This is a genomic window from Natrinema gelatinilyticum (assembly GCF_024266705.1).
Lineage (GTDB): Archaea > Halobacteriota > Halobacteria > Halobacteriales > Natrialbaceae > Natrinema > Natrinema gelatinilyticum.
The window spans coordinates 503411-525224 of record NZ_CP100756.1 but is presented as its reverse complement, the minus strand read 5'-3'; the positions used below and the strand labels follow the sequence as shown (position 1 = coordinate 525224).

Below are 21814 nucleotides of genomic sequence, written 5' to 3'. Positions count from 1 at the left end.
CATGAAGTACAGTCCACGATACCGGCTCTTTCCCACGACCACCCAACGGGAGAGTCTCGACTGGACTCGTGACACCGTGCGACAACTCTACAACCACGCCCTCCACGAATTCACCAAGATACCAGAAGACGAGGGGACGCTTCGACAGCGCGTCTGGCACGTCCGCGACGAACTCCCACAACTCAAGCAACAGTGGACTGACCTCAAACAGGTCTACTCCACCGTCTTGCAGAAAGCTGTTGAGCGTATCCGCACCAACATCAACAACCTTGGCACACTCAAAGCCAAGGGCTACGATGTTGGCTCGTTGAACTGGAAGTCACCGCGTGAGTACCGGAGTTTTACGTACCGGCAATCGGGCTTCGAACTCGACACGAAGAGTGGCCCGAGAGACCGAGCGATACTCCGCCTCACAAAAGTACGCGGCGAAACCCTTGAAATCCCACTTCGACTTCACCGCGACCTTCCTGACCACGATGCTATCAAAGAAGTCGCAGTGAAGAAAGAACCCACAGGAGCGTGGTACGCCTCGTTCTGTATCGCCACTGAGGAACCAGAGCAACCAGACCCAGCAGACATCGACGCGGAGGATACCGTCGGAATCGACCTTGGCGTTCTCACCTTCGTCCACGATTCGGACGGACGCTCCGTCGGACGTCTTGACCTGTCTGCGGAGCGTGAGCGCCTCGAGCGCGAGCAGCGTTCGCTTTCTCGCAAGCAATACGAGTCGAACAACTGGGAGACGCAACGGCGGCGAGTCGCGACGGTCCATGCTCGCATGTCGAACAAGAAGCGAGATTATAAGCACAAACTCGCGCACTATTACACGACCGAGCACGATGCCGTGTTCGTCGAAGACCTGAACGTGACGTCACTGCTTGAAGGCAGTGGCAACGCGCGGAACAAGGCCGAAGTCGGCTGGCGAAACTTCAGTACGATTCTGAAACATCACGGGCGGAAGAACGAGTGTCACGTCATCGAAGTCGAACCGAGTGGCACGACGAAAGAGTGTGCATCGTGTGGCGTGGAGACGGCGAAACCGGTGTGGGTCCGCGAACACTCGTGTCCGTCGTGTGGGTTCGAATTGGACAGGGATTGGAACGCGGCGTTGAATATCCAGTCGCGTGGTCTGGAGAACCTAGGAGTGGTTCACTCCGAAACAACGCCTGTGGAGACTGCGACCGCTGTGGATACAGTTCCCGTATCTGCAAGTCGCGTCGTCGAAGCAGGAAGCCCCGCCCTCAAGGAGTCGCCGAAGGCGACGAGTAGGGCGGGGTAGTTCACACACGGTACACTGGGGGATACCACCGACTGCACACTCAGACACCCTGTCCCATCAGGTGGCTGCGCAGCACGTCCGCCTCCTTGTTTCCCGCCCCCGTATTGACGATGACGACCGTCTCGTCGCCCTCGAACGTCCCCTGCTCGGCGAGTTTCCACGCACCGCTGGCCGCCGCAGCGGCGCTCGGAATCATCTCGAGTCCGGTCGCCTGGGCGACCCGTACCGCGGCCTCGAGAACGTCCGGATCGTCCGTCGCGACCGCACCGCCGTCGGTCCGGCGGATCGCCTCGAGGACGCGCGAACTCGCGCCGGGATCTGGGATCTCGAGTTCCCCGCAGATCGTATCGGGGTGCTCGACGGAATCGTGATCGTCGCGGTCGTCGTCGAACGCCGTCACGATCGGCGCACAACCGGACGCCTGGGCAGCATATAGTGCGGGGCGGTCGTCGATCAGGCCCAGTTCCCGGAACTCGGTCGCGCCCTTCGCGAGTCCGACGATCCCGGTTCCGGCTCCGGTGGGATACGCGATCACGTCCGGTACGGTCCACTCGAGTTGTTCGACGATCTCGTAGAAAATCGTCTTCGCACCCTCGTGGCGGTACGGGGTCTCGGACGCACGGAGGGAGTACCAATCGTCGTGTTCAGCCAGTCCCTCTTCGAAGGCACCGACCGCCGCATCGAATCGGCCGCCAACGACGTTCATGTCGCCACCGTGGACGTTGACCATCGCCTTGTTCGTAAACCCGGACCGGGAGGGGAGATACACGTGCGCGTTGAGCCCTGCTCGACCGGCGTACGCCGCGACGGCCTGACCGCCGTTCCCGGTCGACGGGAGTGCAACGTCCGTCGCGCCCCTCTGAGTGGCCGCCGTGACGGCTACTGATGCCCCACGGTCTTTGCTCGTCCCCGTCGAATTTCGGCCCTCGTCTTTGACGAGAACGCGACCGACGCCGAGTTCGTCGGCCAGTTGTGGGCACTCGACGAGCGGAGTCGCTCCTTCGTTCGTCGTCACGGCCGACTCACGTGAAAACGGCAGCAGCTCCGCGTAGCGCCACTGCGAGTCGAACGGGCGATCGGCGAGTGCCTCGCGATCGATGACGATCGCGTCGTACTCGTAGGTCGGCTCGAGTGCCCCCCCACAGTCCGGACAGCGGTGGGATTCTTCGATGGCGTCGACGACGGCCCCGCAGTCGACACACTCGAGTCCGGCGAACGCGTCTGTCGTCTCCATATGCGATTGTTCGCGGCTCGGAACTAATGGCTGTCCATCGCCGAATGGTCATCCGCCGAGTCGGTTGGCCCAACCCAGCGGCTTCGCTGGGTGCGAGAAGCGACGGGCAACCGACGGATACGAACGAGAGAACGGAGAGATCAGTTGTCGCCGGTCTTCGACTGCCACTCGTAGTCGCGTCGTTTGGCGGACTTGCCGAACCCACACGACGAACACTGCTTTTTCTTCACGTGATAGGACTTCTCACCGCAGCGACGACACTTGACGTGTGTCGTCTTGTTCTTCTTTCCTTGTGATGGGGTTCCTGCACCAGTCATGGAGTGATCGAAACGACGTTATCGCCGCGTATAATGGTTGTGTCTTCGACCGGCGCTTCCGCTTCGACACCGCTCTCGATGGGAATCGTCACGTCTTCGAGCACTAGATTCATGTGCTGATCATAGCCAGCGAGGTCGCCGACGTACTCGTCGCCACTTTTAAGTCGTACCGTAACTCGTTCGCCGAGTGACGCCTCGAGTACATCCAGCGGTCGTCCACTCATACGAAACACCGCAGGTGATGGACACTTAATCGTACCGGTCCGGCATCCGGCCTCGGTCGGTCACGGCGAACGTCAGGAACCGGCTACACGGGGTCGAACTGTGCGGGGGCGAACGAGGACGGAGACTGGAAACGTGACGGGCGGAACGGCTCGGGTTGTAACGGAAATAATATTGGTATACTAGTAGCCGTCGCGGGAGACGGGCCGGAGAATCCCCCTCCCTCGCTCGTCGACAGTCGCCACTCCACGAAGGCCGTCTCACGTTCCATCGAACCAACCAAACGGCTAAGTAGGCACTCGTTGACCGTCGGCCCATGGGCGACAGGAAATTCACCCTCATCGAGTTACACTTCGACGGCGAGGCAGAGTTCGAGCTGGGATCGATTGGTAACGCGTTGCCGATCGGCGGCACGGAATCCACGGACGCGGAACGCAAACCCGACACCGAGAAGACCGCGGTCGCGGACGAAGAATCGGGCGGCACTGGCACGAGTGCCGTCGGTGCGCTGGTCGCGCTCGCCGTTCTCGTCGGCATCGCCGTTGCCGCCAGAAAGTACCGCAGCGACGACGAACAACCGGGCCTCGAGACCGAAGAGGAGCCGGACGTCATCGTCAACTGAGCCCCGTCGGTCCGAGGGGAGACCGGCTCAACGTCGGGCCGAACGGCACTCCTCACACCATCGACGCGAGAGTCAGCCCTGGACGAGGAACGTATCGACCTCCAGCTGACCGACGGCGTCGGGGCATCGTACGCGAGGGAACCGAGCCGAACGCTTTTGCGCTTCCTTCCCATATCCATAGTCGTGAACCTCTATCGCAGCGCCCGGGTCGTTGCTGGGGCGTCTGGGACCGACGCAATCGACTGGCAGTCGGCCGCCGACGCCGCCAAGGCGGCCACGAATCCCGGGTCGCTCGCTCTCGAGCCCGGTGAACGGGAGGCCTACGCCCGCGATGTCCGGGAGGCTCGAGACGCAGTACGGACCGTTTCGGGCGTAGATTTCGACGTCCCCGAGACCGTCGAAATTCAGAATCGCCACCATTGGATCGACGCCAACGTCGTCACGTTCGAGCGGGTCATGAGCGCCCTCGAGACCCACACCGGAACCTTCCCCGGCATCGCCCGGACGATCAACACCGGCACGATGACCATCATGCTCGCCTTTCTCGGACGGAACGTTCTCGGCCAGTACGACCCGCTGCTGCTCGCCGAGACGCCAGCGGACGACCACGCGCTGTACTTCGTCCGGCCGAACATCCTCGCGGCCGCCCAGAAACTCGACGTCGATTCCGATCGGTTCCGCCGCTGGATCGCGTTCCACGAGGTGACCCACGCCGCCGAATTCGGCGCCGCACCGTGGCTTTCCGGTCACCTCGAGCAACGCATGGAAGACGGGATCGCGACGCTTTCTGAGGGGTCTTTCAACCGGGAGGCGTTCCGGGACCTCGATGCGGCGATGACCGTCGTGGAAGGGTACGCGGAACTCCTGATGGATCACGCCTTCGACGACGAGTACGAGGACCTCCGACGCAAACTCGACCAGCGTCGCAAGGGACGGGGTCCGCTCCAGCGTCTGGTCCGTCGCCTGCTCGGTCTCGGCCTCAAAGAGCGTCAGTACGAACGCGGTAAAACCTTCTTCGAACACGTCGTCACCGTCCGAGGCCTCGAGACGGCGAGTCTGGTCTGGGCGCACCCGGAGAACCTCCCGTCACAGGACGAACTCGAAGCGCCGGAGACGTGGATCCAGCGCGTCGACCGATAACGGATACTCGGATACTCGGATACTCGATTCTCGAGACGACCGCTCGGTGCCGAGACGTCGGTGCGAAGAGTGCCGTGTCGAAATCCGATCACCGATATGTAGAAGTTCTGAGCAGATACCACAGCAACGCGCCACCGGCGACGACACCTCCTAGTATCGCCGCGCCGATGACCGTCAGCGAGGCGTCACTCTGGAGGGCGATTAGCCCGCCCGACAGACCAACCAGCAGGACGAACGCAGCTTTGAGTTGATCGGCCCCGTCCGTTCGATTCCGCCATCGTGAGGGACCGCGACGGGGACCGGAACCGCGGCTCATAGTTCGTGCGGGGCGCTAACGTGCATCAATGCAAATTGCCAGTTCGGACCACCGTTCTGACTATCGGGGTCCGACAGTCGCTCGATCAGCGTGCCGCTCCATCGGCTATCGAATCGGTTTTGATCGCCGCGCTCCGCGTCCGTCCAGGCCATCGTTACCTCGTCGGCGAACGTCGCGAACCCGTCCCATTCCTTCGTTACGAGGTGCCTGCTCACGACCGTCCAGCTCTCGGTCGTTTCAGTCTGCTCCTCGAGGGCGTTGGCCACGTCCGCACCACCGAACAGGGATTCGCTGATGCCGAACTTGACGGTCGATTCGTCCTGGAGAAAGTAGGGCTCGAGCGGGTCGCCGTCGCGAAGTGCGTCGTAGTAGTCGTGGACGACCTCCTCGGCGCGTTCGGTCGGTGCCATGGCCGTGTGGTCGGAGGCCGATTGCAAAGAGTCATCGGGCGCAGACGCATGGACCGTTTCGCAAACACGCCCGTCCGGGGCGGATTCGGGGGACGTGTCCCGATTTACATGAACCCTCGATCGACCTCGTCGGTCTCGATCAGGTCCTCGAGTTCCGTATTCAGCAATTCCTCGGCCTCCTCGAACCGCTCCGAGAGGTCGTCGAGTTCGTCCGGTCGATCGTACTGATCGTACTCCATCGGGCCGAATGCGGGACTCTCGACGGCCTCCATCACGTCGTCGAACAGGTCCTGCGGACGGGTCGGCGCGTCCGCGTGGGTCTCGAGGACGGTCTGGAGACGCTTCGAGACCGTCTCGGCCTGCGTTTCGTCCTCGGGCGGGGACTGGACCGCAAAGCGGCCGCCCGAGTCCCGTGCCGGAAGGAACGAGCCGATCTCGTCGTCAAGGTTGCGTGCGACGTGCGTCCCGACGCCGCGAACCTCGAAGGGGTTTTTCGCGTACGTTTTCAGGAAGAAGACGCCGGCCCGTGGATGCGCGAGGTACATGTCTTCCCCGACACCGCCCGCTCGGTCGCCCGCGACTGCACGCCAGTCCTCGGGATCGACGTCCCGTTCGGTGACGTCCTCGAGTATGTCCTGCCACTCGCGAATCCGCATAAGGGTCGATTGGGACGCCGGGTGAAAGAACGTATCGATTGACCCGAAAGATGTCGCGGGCGAATTGTACGCCCGCCTCGGGGCGCTCGAACCAAAAGGAATACGACGGCCCCCACCAGGTGACGTAACAGTCGCTTTCCCCATGTCCGGCCGCCACAAACTCTCGTTCGTCGAACTGTTTCGCGCCGCACCAGCGAAGAGTTCGCTGCTGACGCTCGCACCGATCGTGCTGGCTCTCGGCCAGTTATGCAACAGTTACGTCAACGGCGTTTCGCCAGCCATCGCGATCGGCTTTGCCGTCGTCATGGTGACGTTTGCCGTCGTCGCGATGAGACACCACGCCGCGGAACTCCGTATTCGCTTGCTCGAGGCCGATCACGGAGTCGAGCAAGCCTGAGGCTACGGTATCATACGGACTACTGTAAGTCATTGCCGGTGCAACCGCGACTGTCCTGTGGTTGCACTGGGACATCGGTACAGCAGACCGTATCAGTGTTCGAGGAGCACGCGATATCCAGACGGACGGCTCGCCGAGCGTACAGACGGTCGCCCTTACTCTTGCCGTGCATCTGGCTCGAAGGGACGCTACTGCCGTGTAGCCGGCTCGAGGGAGACTACGCGCCCGGCCCGGGTTCGGTCGCAACCGTCCGCGCTTCGCGTGCCTCGTAGGCGTTGTATCCCGCTATGCCGGTGATCAACAGACCGGCGGCGAGCGTACTCCAGAACAGTCCGCCGGTCATCCCGAGCAACGCGGTCGAAACGACCAGCCAGATGCCGAGTATGGCGATCAGCGACGCGATAGCGGTGCTGATCGGGATGTCGTTGGTCAACCGGTAATAGTTATAGCCGGAAGCCGCCATCACGACGAGGCCGACGAGGACGTCGTTCCACAGCGGCGCTGCTATGGCCTCGAAAACGAGGACCGACAGGACGACCCACGCGCCGAGGCCGACGACGAGCAGGCTGAGAACCGACGTCTTTCGCCGGCGTTCCTCGATCGCGATCTGTGTCGACTCGTCGCGCGGATCGCGACCGACGTCGGCTCGATCTCCGAACCCGGCTCCGGAGTCCATCTCGGCGGCCGCCTCCTCGGGTCGGCTGGTCGGTCCGTCCTCGGTTTCAGCCCCAGTATTGGGTTCGGTCTCGGACCCGCCCCCCGTCCGATGATCGTCGCCGTTGGGGTCACTCATGGCACCGAGCATACGTTTTACGCGCTCAAAAACACCCTGTCCGTTGCAGTGCTCGTAATCTGTTGAGTGCCTCCGAAACGGTGGTAAGACGGAGTTACCAGGCCGAGACGATGCGAACGGACGCGATCTGGGGTCTAACGGAACGCGTTCGGGCGCTCTCCGGCGACCGATAGCATTTTTGATCGCTCGCTCGTGACGGTATGCTGTGTACGTACGCGGAACCGTTGCGGGAGAGATCGAGGTGCGGACGGTATCGACGAGCTACGGCGAAACCGACCTCGCCGACGTCCCGCTTCGGCTGGCCGACGACGCACGAACCGATCCCACACCCCCCACTCGAGGAAACGGGGGGGCGTCAGCGGTCGTCGACGGTCGCGAGACGACGACGGTGACACTCTGGAACAAGTGGACCGAGTCGGCCGAGTTGCTCGAACCGGGGATGGAATTGGTCGTGACGAACGCGAGCGAAGAGGAGTATCAGGGTGAAACGAAGTTCGCGACGACGGGCGACTCCTACGTCGTCGTGGAGCCCTCGTTTCTCGTCAACGTGACGTCGATCCGGAACTGGGTCCAGTGCCCCCGGCTGTACTACCTGAACAAGCTCTCCGGGGTGCCGTTGAATTATCCCGTCGTGAAAGGGACGCTCGTCCACGAGGTCTTCGGCGACCTGCTTCGCGGCCGAGATCGCGAAGAGTCGATCGAGGCCCGTATCGAGGAGCGGGGGCTCGAACTCGGGCTGCTCGGCGAAACTCCGGAAGCTGTCGCCGAAGACGTCCGAGAAAACGCGAAAGCGATCGAGGGCTGGCTCGAGCAGGGCCGGTTGGCCGCCGAGGACGGGGCGGCTACTGCCGCCGACAGCACGAAACGGGAATTCAGGCCCGCAGAGAGCAGTTGGCGGTCGGAACAGCTCCTCATCAGCGAAACGTTCGGCATCCGTGGGCGGGCCGACGCCGTCCGCCGGGGCACCCCCGTCGAACTCAAGACGGGCAAGAACCTGCAAAAGGAACCCCGGTTCAAGGACAAGGTTCAGGCCGCCTGCTACGCGCTGTTGCTCGAAGAACACGGGGGCGATGTCGACACGGGGACGCTGCTCTATACGAAGAACTCGGCGCTCGATCGCAACGAGGAGACCGGCGACCTCACCCCGGCGAAGGAGTTCGCGATGGGCGACGGCCTCCTGAAGTACGTCGTGCGGTTGCGCAACGAGATCGCGGCGATGGAGATGGCAGGTGATATCCCGACCGGCTACGAGGCCGACTCGAAGTGCGAGTACTGCTTCGAGCAGGACACCTGCATGGTTGTCTCCGGCCGACTCGATCAGGAGTCCAAAGCCGGCCAGATCGCGCAGTCGCTGCCCGACGAGGAACTCGAGTACTTCGATCGATTCTACCGCGCGATCGAAGACGAACGCCGGGCGGTCCACCGCGAGTACGCCAAGCTCTGGGAGCAAAGCGCACAGGAGCGTGCAGACGACGACCGCGCGCTGATCGACCTCGAGTTCGTCGAGAAACGACCCCTGGAGGGCGGCCGGTGGGAACTCAGAGCGCGTCGGACCGGCGGTGCGACGTCGAAACTGCGAGAGGGTGATCTGGTATTGGCGAGCGACGGCCACCCCGTTCGTGGCGATTCGGAGTTAGCGCACATCGAGCGGCTCGGAAGCACAGAGCCACGGTCCGCGGAGGGATCGAGCGGGCTGCGAGGCGACGAGATCGTCCTCACGGCGGACGAACCAGTCGAAGTAACGCGACTCGACGTCTATCCCTCGGAGCTGACGACCGACCGGCTGCTCGTCGCGATGCACGACGCGCTCCTGAAAGGTGACGAGCGGCGCAAGGACATCCTGTTCGGACGTGCGGGGCCGGAGTTCCGGGCGTGCGACGAAACGTTCATCGGCAATAACCATGCCCAGAACGAGGCCGTACGGAAGGCCGTGAGTGCGCGGGACTGTGCACTGATTCACGGGCCGCCGGGAACGGGAAAGACCTACACGATCGCCCGCGCCATACGCGCGATGGTCGATCACGGCGAGCGCGTTCTGCTGTCGGCATTTACGAATCGCGCAGTGGACAACGCGCTCGAGGCCGTTCTCGACCAACTCGAGGACGAGGTCGACGGAGAACGAGTCGTCCGTGTGGGCTCCGAAAGCGGCGTCCGCGACGACATGCAATCGTATCGCCTCGAGCGCTCGGGGGACCCCGACGACCGAGTGAAGACCCTTCAGAACGCACGCATCGTCGCGGCGACCACGGCGACGTGCGGCTCGCGGGTGATGAAAGAGCAAGCGTTCGACGTCGCGCTCGTCGACGAAGCCGCCCAACTCACGGAACCGGGAACGTGTGCGGCGATCAATCTGGCCGAGCGATTCGTCCTCGTCGGCGACCACGAGCAACTACCGCCAGTGGTTCGCGCTGAGGGCCGGACCGGGAGCGACCCGAATTCGCCGAGCGGTGACGTGGCGTCCGGCCAGGACCTCACCGAATCGCTGTTCGAACGGCTCGTCGACCTCCACCCTGCGGCCGGCGTCATGCTCGATCGCCAGTACCGGATGAACCAGCGCATCCAGGTGTTCTCGTCGAACGAGTTCTACGACGGCCAGCTCCGCCCCGCGACGCCCGAGGTTGCAGGCCGAACCCTCGACGATCTCGAGGGCGTTTCCCGAGGCGAGTTACCCGAACTGCTCCGGGATCCGGTTTCGTTCGTCGACGTCGAAGGCGACCGTGGTCAGTACACTGATAGCGAGGAGGCCGCGCAGATCGCCGATCTAATCGAGGCGTACGAGTCGGCGGGCCTCAAGCGCGCTCAGATCGGTGTCATCGCTCCCTTCAGGGCGCAAGCCTCGGAAATTTCGAACCACGTCCCCGACGACGTCGCGGTCGACACGGTCGACCGATTCCAGGGCTCGAGCCAGGAGGTGATCATCGTTTCCTTCACAGCGACCGGTTCGCTCGAGGGACCGATCTTCGAGGATTACCGCCGGATCAACGTGGCCCTGTCCCGGCCCAAACGCGCCCTCGTACTCGTCGGCGACTCGCGGGCGCTCGCGTCCGATCCTGTCTACGAACGGATGCTCGAGTGGGCGCGTCGGTGACGAGAGCTGGCGGGCGATCACAGCACCCGGATAGCGTGAAATCGTCCGTTCAGTGGGTCCGGTAGACGTCGGTTACTTCGAGTGTCGAATTGGCCACCGTCGGAGAATCAGCCGTCGTGGCGCTACCGCTCGCAACCGAAGCCACGAGATGTAGGTAGTGAAGTTATATCACTCACTCGTATCAGTTGCTCGTACGGATGAGGGATATCCGATGACAGGGAACGATTCGTCCCCGTCGACGGATCCGCGTGGCGAGGATCACGGAAACGGGGGTTACACCGTCCACTGCGATTGGAAATCGGTCGACAGTCCGTCGTCGGCGGTCGTTCGGGCGGTCGCGGACGTTACCGGAAGGGAAGTGACGAGCATTCGACCGTTGTACGACGCCATCGACCCCGACGCGTTAGACCGATTCCTGACCCACGGGAAACCGGGTGCTCGCCCGCGAACGATATCGTTCCGATTCGAACGCTGTAAGGTTACCGTCGATGCCGAGGGACGGATCGACGTCGAGCGACTCGAGTAGCGAAGGCATCTGTGACAGTGCCGACTTCGAAACCGATTTCGTTCTCTCTCGATCTCTCGGTGTCTCGATCGTTCTTTCTCACCCCCTCGATCACTCACGTGGGTGAGATCCGCTCTGCGGTTCCTCGAACAGCATCGTGAGGAGTTTTCGTTCGGCAGCGTGGATATGCTGTGAAAAGGTCGGTGAGGTGATCCCGAGTTCAGCCGCGACATCTTCGCCCGAGCACTTGCGGGGCCAGTCGTAGTACCCGGCGTCGAACGCGGCCTCGAGCACTTCGTGTTGTCGCTCGGTGAGCCGGGCGTGAAGTTTCTGTCGGAACGCGGTCTGACTGAACAGCGGTTCCAGTTCGTCTTTGTCGCGCTTCGCCGCGAGTTCCGCGTTCGGGTTTTCCTCGAGAAACGCATCGACGATCTCGACCTCGTCGTATCGTGGCGGGACTTCAGCGATGATTCGTCCGGTACCGTCGACGCCCTGGACGACCCGCAGAAGCGCCCCAAGCTCAGCGAGCATTACGGTTGGAGACGACGAATCGACGTGGAACTCGAACAATCCGCCGTTCGGGTGTTCGCTGAGAAGACGGATGTCGACGTCGTTCTCGTCCGCAACGTCGAGAATTCTCGATGCAGCAGCGTCGGTGACGGTGAAGAACTCGACGTACTGCCCGTCGTCACGGGGCAACATCTCCGCCAGTTCGATTCGACAGTCGGCCGTCTCGGAGACGACGACGAACGGATACGCCGCAGCGGAGACGTCGAACTCGATTTCTCGGACGGACGCCGACCGATCGCTCCGTCGCTGTTCAGTCATTGCAACCTATCATGGTAATCGGGATTCGATCGTTACCTTTGTCCCAAAGCCCTTTGGGAAATAGTGGCAGTGACGTCCGCCGATCCACCGCTGAGATAGCACCACCGACCGGACGCGTGCGTCACACGACCGAACCCTATCGGCGATCCGCCAGTGTTTCTCGAGTTACTCATCAGCGGTTCGATCGGGGCGACCCGCATCTCACGAAGACTGACACGCCAAAACGAACGTTCACGCTCCGGACGAACGAACGGTGGCCCACAGATGCGACTCGAGGACGGAAGCGCAACGTTTCGGGACGCCATGGTGATCAGCTATGTCTCCCCGGGGTGGTACGCCGAGACCGAATCACTGCCCGTCGTCGGCCGCCTCCCAGAGCGGATAGAGGTCGTCCTCGACTGGCTCCGTGATCGAGTCAGTGCCGAGCAGGAGTTCCGGTACCTCACCGTCGAGTTCACAGACGGTCCCGATCTCGGCTGCCTCGAGTCCCGTTTCGTCGAGGGACGCGAGACAGTCGTCCAGTTCGTTCGCGGGAACGGTCGCGATCAGCGCACCGGAGCCGAAAATTCGCAAGGGGTCGACGTCGGCTGCCTCGCACAGCCGTTCCGTCTCCTCGCGTATCGCCACGGCGTCGCGATCTACTTCGAGTCGGACGTTCGAAGCCCGAGCCACCTCGAGGAGCCCCGCTGTGACACCGCCTTCGGTCGGGTCGTGCATCGCGGTCGCGTACTCACGGACGACACGGGCGTCGGGAACGACGCTGATCTCCTCGAGGAACGCTTCGGCGCGCTCGCAGACGTCGGGGTCGACTCCGAGTTCTTCGCCGAAGTCGGCCCCGAGGATCGCCGTTCCCTCGATCCCCGCCGCCTTGGTGAGGACGATGGCATCGCCGGCCTCCGCACCCGCGGTCGGGACGAATCGATCGGTCGTTCCCATCGCCGTCAGGGAGAGTAGCGGGCGCTCGAGCCGGTCGACGTACTCGGAGTGGCCGCCGACGATCGACGCGCCGATCTCCCGGGCGGCGTCGTCGAGGTCGCGGGTGATGGCCTCGAGCGTGCGCTCGTCGGTCCCAGTCGGGAGGAGGAGGACGGCGGTCAGCCAGCGCGGGTCGGCCCCCGACACCGCGACGTCGTTGGTCGCGACGGGGACGCCGAGTCGTCCGACTTGCGAGGCCGCGAGCGAGATCGGATCGGAGCTGACCACGAGCGTGCCGTCGCCGTCGGGCCAGTCGATCGCCGCGGCGTCCTCGCCGTCCGCGGGCCCCTGCAGTACCGTCTCGTCGGACTCGGCCGCCCCCGTCCGCTCGAAGACGTGCGCGAGAAGGTCGTCCGGGCTCACCTTGCCGGGCATACCACGAACTGGGACGATGCGCCGTTTGTAGCTGTCGAAGAACTCGTCTTCCACGGGTGAGGGACTCGGAACTCGTTACGCGAACACGCTGAAAGCCCCGAGCCGCTCACGGACTGCAACTCGCTGTGCGCCTCGGCTCGCTTCGCTCGCCTGCGGTGCTTGCGTCGTTTCGCACCGCGAGCAGCATCGCCCCTTTCATTCCCACCCGAACGTGGTTTGGCCGGACTGCTGTCGCAGAGCCTGTGACGGCCACGGAGAAATTTCGAGAGCCGCTCAGCTCTCGGGCGCGACCGCTTCCATCGTCTGCCGGATCTGCTCCTCGTCCGCGCCGCGCGGGAAGCTGACCGCGATGGCGTCGATGCCGTCCACGTTCTCGTAGCGCTCGAGTTGCTCGCGGGCGGTCTCCGGATCGCCGGCGGCACAGAGGTCGTCGAGTATGTTCTCGTCGACGAGTTCGAGGGCGCGCTCGCGGTCGCCCTCCTGCCACGAATCGTAGATCTCGGTCGCCTCGTCGTACCCCTGGCGCTCGAGGGCGTCGCGGTAGAACGTTCCCATGCCGCCGACGTAGAAGGCGACGTGCTGGCGGGTGAGCGCGCGGGCCTCGTCGGGATCGTCCAGCACACAGCAGGTGACGCCGGCGGTGACCTGCACGTCGTCGGGGTCGCGGTCGCCGAGGTCGGCACCGCGCTCGATGTCCTCGATGCGGTCTGCCATCCCCTCGGGAGTGAGCATGATCCCGTGCCAGCCGTCGGAGAACCGACCCGCGAGTTCGACGGCCTTCGGACCCATGCCCGTGACCTCGATCGGCGGCGTCGTATCCGGCGGGTCACAGCGCAGACGGAAGCCCGAGAGCTGGAAGTCGTCACCGTCGTAATCGACCGTCTCGCCCGAGAGTACCTGTCGGACGATCTCGACGGTTTCGCGGGTTCGTTTGAGCGGGTTCCCGAACTCGACGCCGTGCCAATTCTCGATCACGACGGGGCCGCTCGGGCCGAGGCCGAGCCGGAACCGGCCGTCGGAGAGTTCCTGCAGCGACGCCGCCGTCTGCCCCAACAGCGACGGCGAACGCGAGTAGGTGTTGAGGATGCTCGAGCCGATATCGATCGTCTCGGTCCGTTCGGCCATCGCCGAGAGCACGGTCACGCCGTCGCGACCCCACGTTTCGGGGAGCCACGCACAGTCGTAGCCGGCGTTCTCGGCCGTCCGCGCGTAGTCAGCGATCGAGTCTATCGTCGGTTGTGCGGCGACGGGGAGGTGGACGTCTCTGTCAGTCATCGTCATTCATAGATGGAGCCGCTCCTTTTGGCTGTATGGGAACCGGAGGCACGGGGTATACCGTTTATGCTGGGCTCGAGTATCGGACGATTCCGCGAGTCGCGCGACCGGCGATTCTCAGCGACGGGGTCGGGAGAACGAAGGTGCACCGAGGAGAGCGGTGAGAGGACCCGCCGCCGTGACGGACGAACCGAGAGAGAAAGACGATCGATCAAAACTGGCGTTCGAAGTCGATGGGATCGCTGACGGTATAGTGGGGTCCACCGAGGCGACCGACGGTATCGATCTTCCGAGAGTCGATCGCTCCGTTCGTCAGCACTGCATCGGAGACGTGGTAGTGGTGTACATCACCGAGTATCATCAGTTTCTCGTACACTTCGATCGAGTCGTACAGCGTACACTCCATTGTGACAACGGCGTCGGCCACGCGTGGCGGCGTGATGTGACGGCAGGGTGCGCGTTCAATGTCGGCGAACTCGAATTCGCTCTCCTCCGGCGGGACGCTCACGGAGGTCCGGTCCATCTGCTCGATGGTCACTTCGGTGACGACGTTCACGGCGAACTCCTCTGTTTCCAGTACGTTCCGCGCGGTGTCTTTCATCCGACCAGAGGATTCGCTCGGCGAGTTGAACACGACCACCGGTCGTCTCGATCCGACGTAGTTGTACGAGGTGAACTACCCCGCCCTACTCGTCGCCTTTGGCGACTCCTCGAGGACGGGGGCTTAGCACCCTCTCTTTCAGCTAAATTCCGTCATGCCTACCCGATGAGTGATCCAATCGCACCGCATAAGCGTTCGTGTCGCGGTAGCTGGCCGGAGTCACGGCAGATAGCCCTCCTGACGAATCACCGCTGTGGCGTCGGTCCACGTCCCGAGCGGTCGACGAGCGATGCTTCCGTGAGATCAGCAGGACGCCGTCCCACCGGGCTTCGCGCGTCACCGGCGCTACACGCCGACTGCCAGCGCCGACGGAATCACCCCGTCCGCGAATCCACTGTAGTCCATTGCTAACGAGCGGCCCGCGGCCGCTCGAACCACGTGATCACGAAATGGTCACACGTCGAGGTCTTCGCCGATCTGCGGGACGCCTCGGACCGTGATGGTCTCGCCGACGACGTACGACGAGGCAGGGCTCGCGAGGAACTGCGTGACGTCCGCGATCTCGTCGACGGTTCCGATCCGGCGTGCGACCTCCTCGCGGTCGATGGCGTCCGCGGAGACGCCCATCTGGCTCTCGACGCCCGGCGTCGCGACGTAGCCCGGCGCGATGCAGTTGACGCGGACGTCATCGTCAGCCCACTCGACAGCGAGGCTTGTCGTGAGGTTGATGATGGCTGCCTTCGCCGCGCCGTAGGGGCTCATGAGTGGCGAGCCGTCTTGGCCGGCGACGCTGGCCATATTGATCACGGAGCCGCCGCCGTCTTTCAGAGACTCGCGTGCGGCGTGCGTGCAGTGGTAGGTGCCGGTAACGTTGATATCCAGGATCGTCTTCCAGCCGTTCGGCGAGATATCGTCGAAATCGGCCATGAACGACGCACCGGCGTTGTTGACCAGTACGTCGAGCCCGCCGAACTCCCCGACGGTAGCCTCGACGAGCGCCTCGACGGCCTCGCGGTCGGTCACGTCGCACTCGACCGCCAGCGCGCGCCCGGGGCGCTCGCTCTCGTTGATCGTCTCGGCGACGGGATCGACGTTCTCTTGCTCGCGCGAGCAGACGACGACGTCGACGCCGTCCTCGGCGAACCGTTCGGCGATAGATTTACCGATTCCGCTCGAAGAGCCCGTGATGATGGCGGTCTCGCCGTCGACGCTAAACTGTCCGGTGCTCATACGCGATCACCTGTGTCCCGAACTGTAGTTACCATTGTTAGCTACACTCCCCCATTTGCAGCAACTGTTAATAAAGATGGGTATGGATACCGTACCGTTAAGTGAATGGGTGGCACTGACACAGGTACTCAGACGACGACGGCGGAACGGTCGTCGCGACAGAACACACCCATGTCACCAGACACCCCCGATTACGGACCGGATCGACAGGCCGAGGTCTATCTCAACGGGATGCTCGAGGACGAACCGCCCGAGTTCCCCGTCTCCTACGAGGACCTCGTGGAACGCGCTCGCGAGGAACTCAGTGACGAGGCGTTCGCCTACGTGGCAGGCGGCGCGGGCTCGGAATCGACCGTCGAGGCGAACGACCGTGCTTTCGACAGGTGGCAGATCGTCCCTCGAATGATGCGGGACATCTCTGAGCGCGATCTGTCGGTCGACCTCTTCGGCCACGAATACCCATCGCCCGTGATGCTCGCGCCCATCGGCGTCCAGTCGATCCTCCACGAGGAGGCCGAACTGGCCGTCGCCCGTGCGGCGAGCGCATTCGACGTGCCGATGATCTGTAGCTCCGTCTCCTCGTACTCGACCGAGGACGTCAGCGACGAACTCGGCGGGAGCCCCGGCTGGTTCCAGCTCTACTGGAGCGCCGATCGGGACGTGGCGGCCAGCTTCCTCGAGCGCGCCGAAGACGCGGGTTACGAGGCCGTCGTCGTCACGCTCGACACTCCGAAGATGGGGTGGCGCGAACGCGACATCGAACTCGGCTACCTCCCGTTCCTCGAGGGCGAGGGCCTGACGAACTACTTCGAAGATCCGGCCTTTCGCGACCGGCTCGAGGCGGACCCACAGGAAAACGAGGTGGCTGCGATCGCCTCCTGGCAGTCGTGTTTCGGCGACGCCTCGCTGACCTGGGACGATCTCGAGTGGCTGCGAGAGGGGACCGACCTCCCCGTCGTCATCAAGGGCGTACTCCACCCCGACGACGCCCGCGAGGCTGTCGAACGCGGCATCGACGGCATGGTGGTCTCGAACCACGGCGGCCGGCAGGTCGACGGCGCGATTCCCGCGCTGGACGCGCTGCCGGAGGTCGTCGACGCGGTCGACGACGTGACGGAGCCCGACGAGGATGTGCCTGTACTCTTCGACAGTGGCGTCCAACGCGGGAGTGACGTCGTCCGCGCGATCGCGCTCGGAGCCGACGCGGTGCTACTGGGCCGGCCCTACGCGCTCGGGCTCGGTATCGGCGGCGAGGACGGCGTACGTGCCGTCCTCGAGAACCTGCTGGCCGATCTGGACCTGACGGTCGGACTCTCGGGGTGTGCGAGCCTCGAGGAGGTCGATCGCTCGACGATTCGGAGGGCCGAGCGATGAGCGAGGACGCGACCGTCGACGCCGGCGCGGCGGATCCTGACCCGGACGAGTGGGAGGCCGTCTTCTGGGACATCGGCGGCGTCATCCTCGCGCTCGACACCGTCCAGGCGGCCCACGCGGACTTCATCGCGGACGTCCTCGAGCGTTACGACGTCGACGCGACGCTCGAGGAGGCCATCGACACGTGGCGAACGACCGTCGGCGACTATTTCCGCGAGCGTGACAGTACCGAGTTTCGCTCCGCCCGCGACGGCTATCACAGGGGAATCGCGTCCATCGTCGGCGAGCCAGTGCCGCGGGAGGAGTGGGAACCTCGTTTCGACACCGTCGTTCGAACGTCGATCGAACCGGTTCCCGGAGCGCCGGAGACGATCGCGCGCCTCGCCGACTGGACGCTGCACGTCGGCGTCATCAGTGACGTCGACGACGCGGAAGGCCGCCAGATGCTCGAGCAGTTCGGCGTCCGCAGATACTTCGACTCGATAACCACCTCGGAGGAGGTCGGGCGAACGAAGCCCGATCCGGCCATCTTCGAAGCGGCGCTCGGGAAAGCCGGCGTCGCCCCTGAGCGGTCGCTGATGATCGGCGACCGCTACGAACACGACGTCGAAGGGGCAGCGGAAATGGGAATACACGGCGTGGCGTTCGGAGCTGACGACGGACCGGCAGTCTCGTATCGGATCGAGTCGCCCGACGACGTACTCGAGATCGTACGTGGACGGAGAGAGCGGGTCGACAGTGCGTAACGAGGACCGTGCATCGAATCGACGATTCGATCGAGAGCGGACGGAAACTGTATTAATGGGTTGAACATTGTACAATACGATAGACAACGTAACTATTTTCGTTAGGCAGCGCAGTTATGATACCGTATACCATGTCGAGCTCGAACCGTGATCCGACGGCCGCCACCGTATCGACTCATCGAGCCATATGAGCGAGAATTACTACGAGCGTCTCGTCGACGAGGACGCGCTGGTCGCGTATCTGGAAGAACAGTTAGGGACCGTAGATACGTACGACATCGCCCGGCACAAGGAGGGGCACTCGAACGAAACCCTGTTCGTCACGTGGGGTGAGCGAGAACTCGTCATCCGGCGGCCGCCACCGGGCGAAACCGCCGACACGGCCCACGACGTTCTACGGGAGTACCGCGTGACGAGCGCCGTCGCGGAAACCGACGTTCCCGTTCCGACACCGGTCCTCGCCTGTGACGATCACGACATCATCGGGAGCGACTTCTACGTGATGGAGCAACTCGAGGGGGACGTCCTCCGCGAGGACGAGCCCGAGCGGTTCGCCGTCCCCGAACACCGCGAGCGGATCGGTGAGGAACTCGTCGACAATCTGGCGAAGATCCACGACCTCGATTACGAGGCGATCGGTCTCGGCGAATTTGGCCGTCCCGAGGGGTACACCCAACGCCAGGTCGACCGCTGGGGGAAGCAACTATCGTGGGCGTTCGAGGTCACCGAAGAGGAGCGGGAAGTACCTGACCTCCACGAGGTCGGCGACTGGCTTCAGGAGTCCGTTCCCGACGAGCACCCGCACACGCTCGTTCACGGCGACTACAAACTCGACAACGTCATGTTCGCGCCGGGAACGCCACCGGAACTCATCGGCGTCTTCGACTGGGAGATGGCCACGCTTGGCGACCCGCGTGCCGACCTCGGCTGGATGCTGTCGTACTGGCGCGACGCGAAAGATCCCGAGCCGTCGATCCCAGAGCTAACGACCCAGTTCATGGAGCGGGAAGGCTACTCGAATCGACCCGAACTGGTCGAACGGTGGGAGGACCGAACCGGCTACGAATTCGAACAGGAACGATTCTACCGGACGCTGGCAGTCTACAAGCTCGCTGGGCTCGGTGAAATGTTCTTCCGGCGCTACCTCGAGGGTAACAGCGACGATCCGATGTATCCGAAAATGCGCGAACGCGTCCCGGCACTCGCCGCGCGGGCGAAGCGGATCATCGAAGGCGACGAGCCACTGTAGGGACCCGGATCCACATCTTCGGCGCGTTTCTCGACCCTCGTCGACTGGGAGATGACTGGCCTCGAACCGAAAGAATCGGAACGATCGGAGGAAACGAAAGAAAACATTACAGGAGTTTCGAAGGGACGGGAATTTGTATACGGTTTGTGGCGGACTTGATTGAACTCTTAACAATGGTAAGGCCGTGTCGGTGGAATTAAGACACTTCCGACCGACGACACGCCCATGTCACTCGAAAACATTGACCGCGTTGCGGTTCTCGGCGCGGGGAACATGGGACACGGAATCACCGAAGTAACGGCAATGGCCGGCTACGACGTCACGATGCGTGACATCAAAGACGAGTTCGTCGACGACGGCTACGAATCGATTGAATGGAGCCTCCGAAAACTCGAGGAAAAGGAGATGATCGACGAACCGGCCGACGAGGTCCTCTCGCGGATCGAGACGACGACGGATCTCGCGGAGGCCGTCGCCGATGCCGACCTCGTGATCGAGGCCGCGCCCGAGGAACTCGACTTGAAACACGACATCTTCTCGGACCTTGAGGAGTACACGAGCGACGACACGCTGCTCGCGACGAACACCTCGAGCCTGCCGATTACGGACATTGCGGAGGTCGTCGATTCCGCCGAGCGCGTCCTCGGACTGCACTTCTTCAACCCGCCGGTGAAGATGGACCTCGTGGAGGTCATCTACGGCGAAGAGACGAGCGACGAAGCGGCCGAAGCCGGCTACGAGTGGGTCGAGTCGATCGATAAGACGCCGATCTACGTCCGCAAGGACGTCCGCGGGTTCGTCGTCAACACGATCGTCGGTCCGTTCGGCGGCGAGCCGGCGTGGATGGTCTCCGAGGGAGAGGCCACGATCCGACAGGCCGACGCCGCGATGGTCCACCAGCGCGGGTACCCTATGGGCCCATTCGAACTCGGCGATCTCACCGGCATCGACGTCGGCTATCACGTCCGCAAGGAAGGCGGGAGCCCGATCCCGCCAATTACGGAGGAAAAAGTCGAAGCGGGCGAACTCGGACAGAAAACCGGCAAAGGCTTCTACGACTACGAGGACGGCGATGGCGCCGACTACGAGCCCGGTGACGGCGAGGGATTCGATACGCTCCGCGTCGAAGCGCGCATGATCAATCGCGCCGCCTACCTCGTGGGTGAGGGCGTCGCTAAACCCGAGGAAGTCGATACGGGCGTCCAGCTCGGCCTCGGGTTCCCCGAGGGCATCTGCCGACGCGCCGACAAGATCGGCCTCGACACCGTCCTCGAGAAACTCGAGACCTTCCACGAGGAAACGGGCGCCGAACGCTTCGAACCCCATCACTACCTCGAGGAACTCGTCGACGACGGCGACACCGGTGAAGACGCTGGCGCCGGCTTCTACGACTACGACGACGACGGCGAACTCGGTCCGTTTCACAACCTGAACTACCAACTCGAGGACGGCCTCCTGCAGGTCGAACTCGACCGGCCGTCCCGGCTGAACGCGCTCTCGGCTGATCTGCTCGCGGAGATCGACGACCTCTTCGCTTCGGTCGACACCGACGAGGTTCGGTGTGCGACGATCGAAGGTGCGGGCGATCAGGCATTCAGCGCGGGCGCCGACATCTCCGGCTTCAGTGACGCGGATCCGACCGATCTGATGGACGTCACGCCTACCTTCGAGACGGTCAACGACTTCCCCCGCCCGGTCGTCGCGAAAATCGACGGCTTCTGTCTCGGCGGCGGCCTCGAACTCGCGCTGGCCTGTGACCTGCGGATCGCCACCGAACGCTCGTCGTTCGGCTCACCCGAGATCGGGCTCGGCCTGATCCCCGGCGGTGGCGGCACGCAGCGGCTCACCCGAATCCTGGGTGAAACGCGCGCGAAGGAACTGGTCTTCCGGGGCAACCACATCGATGCCGATCGCGCCGAGGACTGGGGGCTGATCAACCGATCGGTCGACCGGACCGAGTTCGACGGGACCGTCGACGAGTTCGTCGACGACCTGCGTACGGGTCCGCCGATCGGTCTCAAGGTCGCCAAGAAGGTCATGAACGAGGGGCAGGACGCGAGCCTCGATGCCGCACTCGCCCTCGAGAGCCAGGGCTTTGGCCTCCTGACGAGCACCGATGACGTCCTCGAAGGGACCGTCGCGTTCGCCGAGGACCGCGAGCCCGAATTCGAGGGCGAGTGAA

Annotated in this window: 22 protein-coding genes; 10 read left to right on the top strand and 12 right to left on the bottom strand. The window is 63.6% G+C overall.

The genetic code is table 11. The annotated features are described in order from the left end of the window. Position 1: 1 nt before the first annotated feature. Positions 2-1279 (top strand): RNA-guided endonuclease InsQ/TnpB family protein, encoded by a 1278-nt coding sequence (locus tag NJU76_RS02455; protein WP_254531226.1) that lies wholly within the window; start codon positions 2-4, stop codon positions 1277-1279. A 40-nt stretch (positions 1280-1319) separates the two neighbouring features. Here NJU76_RS02455 and NJU76_RS02450 read toward each other — a convergent pair whose 3' ends face one another. The 3 genes from NJU76_RS02450 to NJU76_RS02440 form a co-directional block, all read right to left on the bottom strand. Then, positions 1320-2513 (bottom strand): threonine synthase, encoded by a 1194-nt coding sequence (locus NJU76_RS02450; RefSeq protein ID WP_254531225.1) that lies wholly within the window; start codon positions 2511-2513, stop codon positions 1320-1322. Between the two features lie 140 nt (positions 2514-2653). Continuing rightward, positions 2654-2830, bottom strand: a complete 177-nt coding sequence (locus NJU76_RS02445) for a 50S ribosomal protein L37e (protein WP_254531224.1) — start codon at positions 2828-2830, stop codon at positions 2654-2656. Further along, positions 2827-3054 carry an LSM domain-containing protein gene (locus NJU76_RS02440; RefSeq protein WP_254531223.1) on the bottom strand — a complete coding sequence of 76 codons (228 nt, stop codon included), beginning with the start codon at positions 3052-3054 and terminating at the stop codon, positions 2827-2829. Before NJU76_RS02440 ends, NJU76_RS02445 begins: the two co-directional genes overlap by 4 nt. Positions 3055-3368: 314 nt before the next feature. Between NJU76_RS02440 and NJU76_RS02435 the strand changes: the two genes are divergently transcribed. Next, the gene (locus NJU76_RS02435; protein ID WP_254531222.1) at positions 3369-3674 is read left to right on the top strand and encodes a hypothetical protein; all 306 of its coding nucleotides are present in this window, start codon (positions 3369-3371) and stop codon (positions 3672-3674) included. Between the two features lie 183 nt (positions 3675-3857). After that, entirely contained in the window at positions 3858-4814 is a 957-nt protein-coding gene (locus NJU76_RS02430; protein ID WP_254531221.1) for a zinc-dependent metalloprotease, read from the top strand. Positions 4815-4902: 88 nt separating this feature from the next. Here NJU76_RS02430 and NJU76_RS02425 read toward each other — a convergent pair whose 3' ends face one another. The 3 genes from NJU76_RS02425 to NJU76_RS02415 all read right to left on the bottom strand — a co-directional run bounded on the left by NJU76_RS02425 (position 4903) and on the right by NJU76_RS02415 (position 6196). Beyond that, on the bottom strand, positions 4903-5130 hold the full coding sequence (locus NJU76_RS02425; protein ID WP_254531220.1) for a hypothetical protein: 228 nt from the start codon (positions 5128-5130) through the stop codon (positions 4903-4905). Continuing rightward, entirely contained in the window at positions 5127-5540 is a 414-nt protein-coding gene (locus NJU76_RS02420; protein WP_254531219.1) for a DUF3225 domain-containing protein, read from the bottom strand. Before NJU76_RS02420 ends, NJU76_RS02425 begins: the two co-directional genes overlap by 4 nt. A gap of 104 nt (positions 5541-5644) precedes the next feature. After that, on the bottom strand, positions 5645-6196 hold the full coding sequence (locus NJU76_RS02415; RefSeq protein ID WP_254531218.1) for a hypothetical protein: 552 nt from the start codon (positions 6194-6196) through the stop codon (positions 5645-5647). Between the two features lie 142 nt (positions 6197-6338). On the opposite strand from NJU76_RS02415, the gene NJU76_RS02410 reads away from it, so the two are divergent. Further along, on the top strand, positions 6339-6593 hold the full coding sequence (locus NJU76_RS02410) for a hypothetical protein (RefSeq protein WP_254531217.1): 255 nt from the start codon (positions 6339-6341) through the stop codon (positions 6591-6593). 217 nt (positions 6594-6810) lie between these two features. Here NJU76_RS02410 and NJU76_RS02405 read toward each other — a convergent pair whose 3' ends face one another. Further along, the gene (locus tag NJU76_RS02405; RefSeq protein WP_254531216.1) at positions 6811-7386 is read right to left on the bottom strand and encodes an SPW repeat domain-containing protein; all 576 of its coding nucleotides are present in this window, start codon (positions 7384-7386) and stop codon (positions 6811-6813) included. A 205-nt stretch (positions 7387-7591) separates the two neighbouring features. Between NJU76_RS02405 and NJU76_RS02400 the strand changes: the two genes are divergently transcribed. Then, on the top strand, positions 7592-10474 hold the full coding sequence (locus tag NJU76_RS02400; protein WP_254531215.1) for an AAA domain-containing protein: 2883 nt from the start codon (positions 7592-7594) through the stop codon (positions 10472-10474). 211 nt (positions 10475-10685) lie between these two features. After that, the gene (locus NJU76_RS02395) at positions 10686-11000 is read left to right on the top strand and encodes a HalOD1 output domain-containing protein (protein WP_254531214.1); all 315 of its coding nucleotides are present in this window, start codon (positions 10686-10688) and stop codon (positions 10998-11000) included. Between the two features lie 90 nt (positions 11001-11090). On the opposite strand, the gene NJU76_RS02390 is transcribed toward NJU76_RS02395, so the two are convergent. From NJU76_RS02390 to NJU76_RS02370, 5 genes are all read right to left on the bottom strand, one after another. Further along, positions 11091-11807, bottom strand: coding sequence for a bacterio-opsin activator domain-containing protein (locus NJU76_RS02390; RefSeq protein ID WP_254531213.1), 717 nt, complete (start codon positions 11805-11807; stop codon positions 11091-11093). Between the two features lie 348 nt (positions 11808-12155). Next, positions 12156-13157, bottom strand: a complete 1002-nt coding sequence (locus tag NJU76_RS02385; RefSeq protein ID WP_254532540.1) for an AIR synthase family protein — start codon at positions 13155-13157, stop codon at positions 12156-12158. A 273-nt stretch (positions 13158-13430) separates the two neighbouring features. After that, complete coding sequence (locus NJU76_RS02380; RefSeq protein ID WP_254531212.1) at positions 13431-14432, bottom strand: TIGR04024 family LLM class F420-dependent oxidoreductase; 1002 nt, start codon at positions 14430-14432, stop codon at positions 13431-13433. Positions 14433-14643: 211 nt separating this feature from the next. Then, positions 14644-15066 carry a flavin reductase family protein gene (locus NJU76_RS02375; RefSeq protein ID WP_256566671.1) on the bottom strand — a complete coding sequence of 141 codons (423 nt, stop codon included), beginning with the start codon at positions 15064-15066 and terminating at the stop codon, positions 14644-14646. A gap of 420 nt (positions 15067-15486) precedes the next feature. Further along, on the bottom strand, positions 15487-16263 hold the full coding sequence (locus NJU76_RS02370; protein WP_254531210.1) for an SDR family NAD(P)-dependent oxidoreductase: 777 nt from the start codon (positions 16261-16263) through the stop codon (positions 15487-15489). A 171-nt stretch (positions 16264-16434) separates the two neighbouring features. On the opposite strand from NJU76_RS02370, the gene NJU76_RS02365 reads away from it, so the two are divergent. From NJU76_RS02365 to NJU76_RS02350, 4 genes are all read left to right on the top strand, one after another. Next, positions 16435-17637 carry a lactate 2-monooxygenase gene (locus NJU76_RS02365; protein ID WP_254531209.1) on the top strand — a complete coding sequence of 401 codons (1203 nt, stop codon included), beginning with the start codon at positions 16435-16437 and terminating at the stop codon, positions 17635-17637. Further along, the gene (locus NJU76_RS02360) at positions 17634-18383 is read left to right on the top strand and encodes an HAD family hydrolase (protein WP_254531208.1); all 750 of its coding nucleotides are present in this window, start codon (positions 17634-17636) and stop codon (positions 18381-18383) included. The genes NJU76_RS02365 and NJU76_RS02360 overlap by 4 nt, the downstream gene beginning before the upstream one ends. Before the next feature lie 187 nt (positions 18384-18570). Further along, complete coding sequence (locus tag NJU76_RS02355) at positions 18571-19632, top strand: phosphotransferase family protein (RefSeq protein WP_254531207.1); 1062 nt, start codon at positions 18571-18573, stop codon at positions 19630-19632. Between the two features lie 225 nt (positions 19633-19857). Continuing rightward, entirely contained in the window at positions 19858-21813 is a 1956-nt protein-coding gene (locus NJU76_RS02350) for a 3-hydroxyacyl-CoA dehydrogenase/enoyl-CoA hydratase family protein (RefSeq protein ID WP_254531206.1), read from the top strand. The last annotated feature ends 1 nt before the right edge of the window (position 21814 follow it).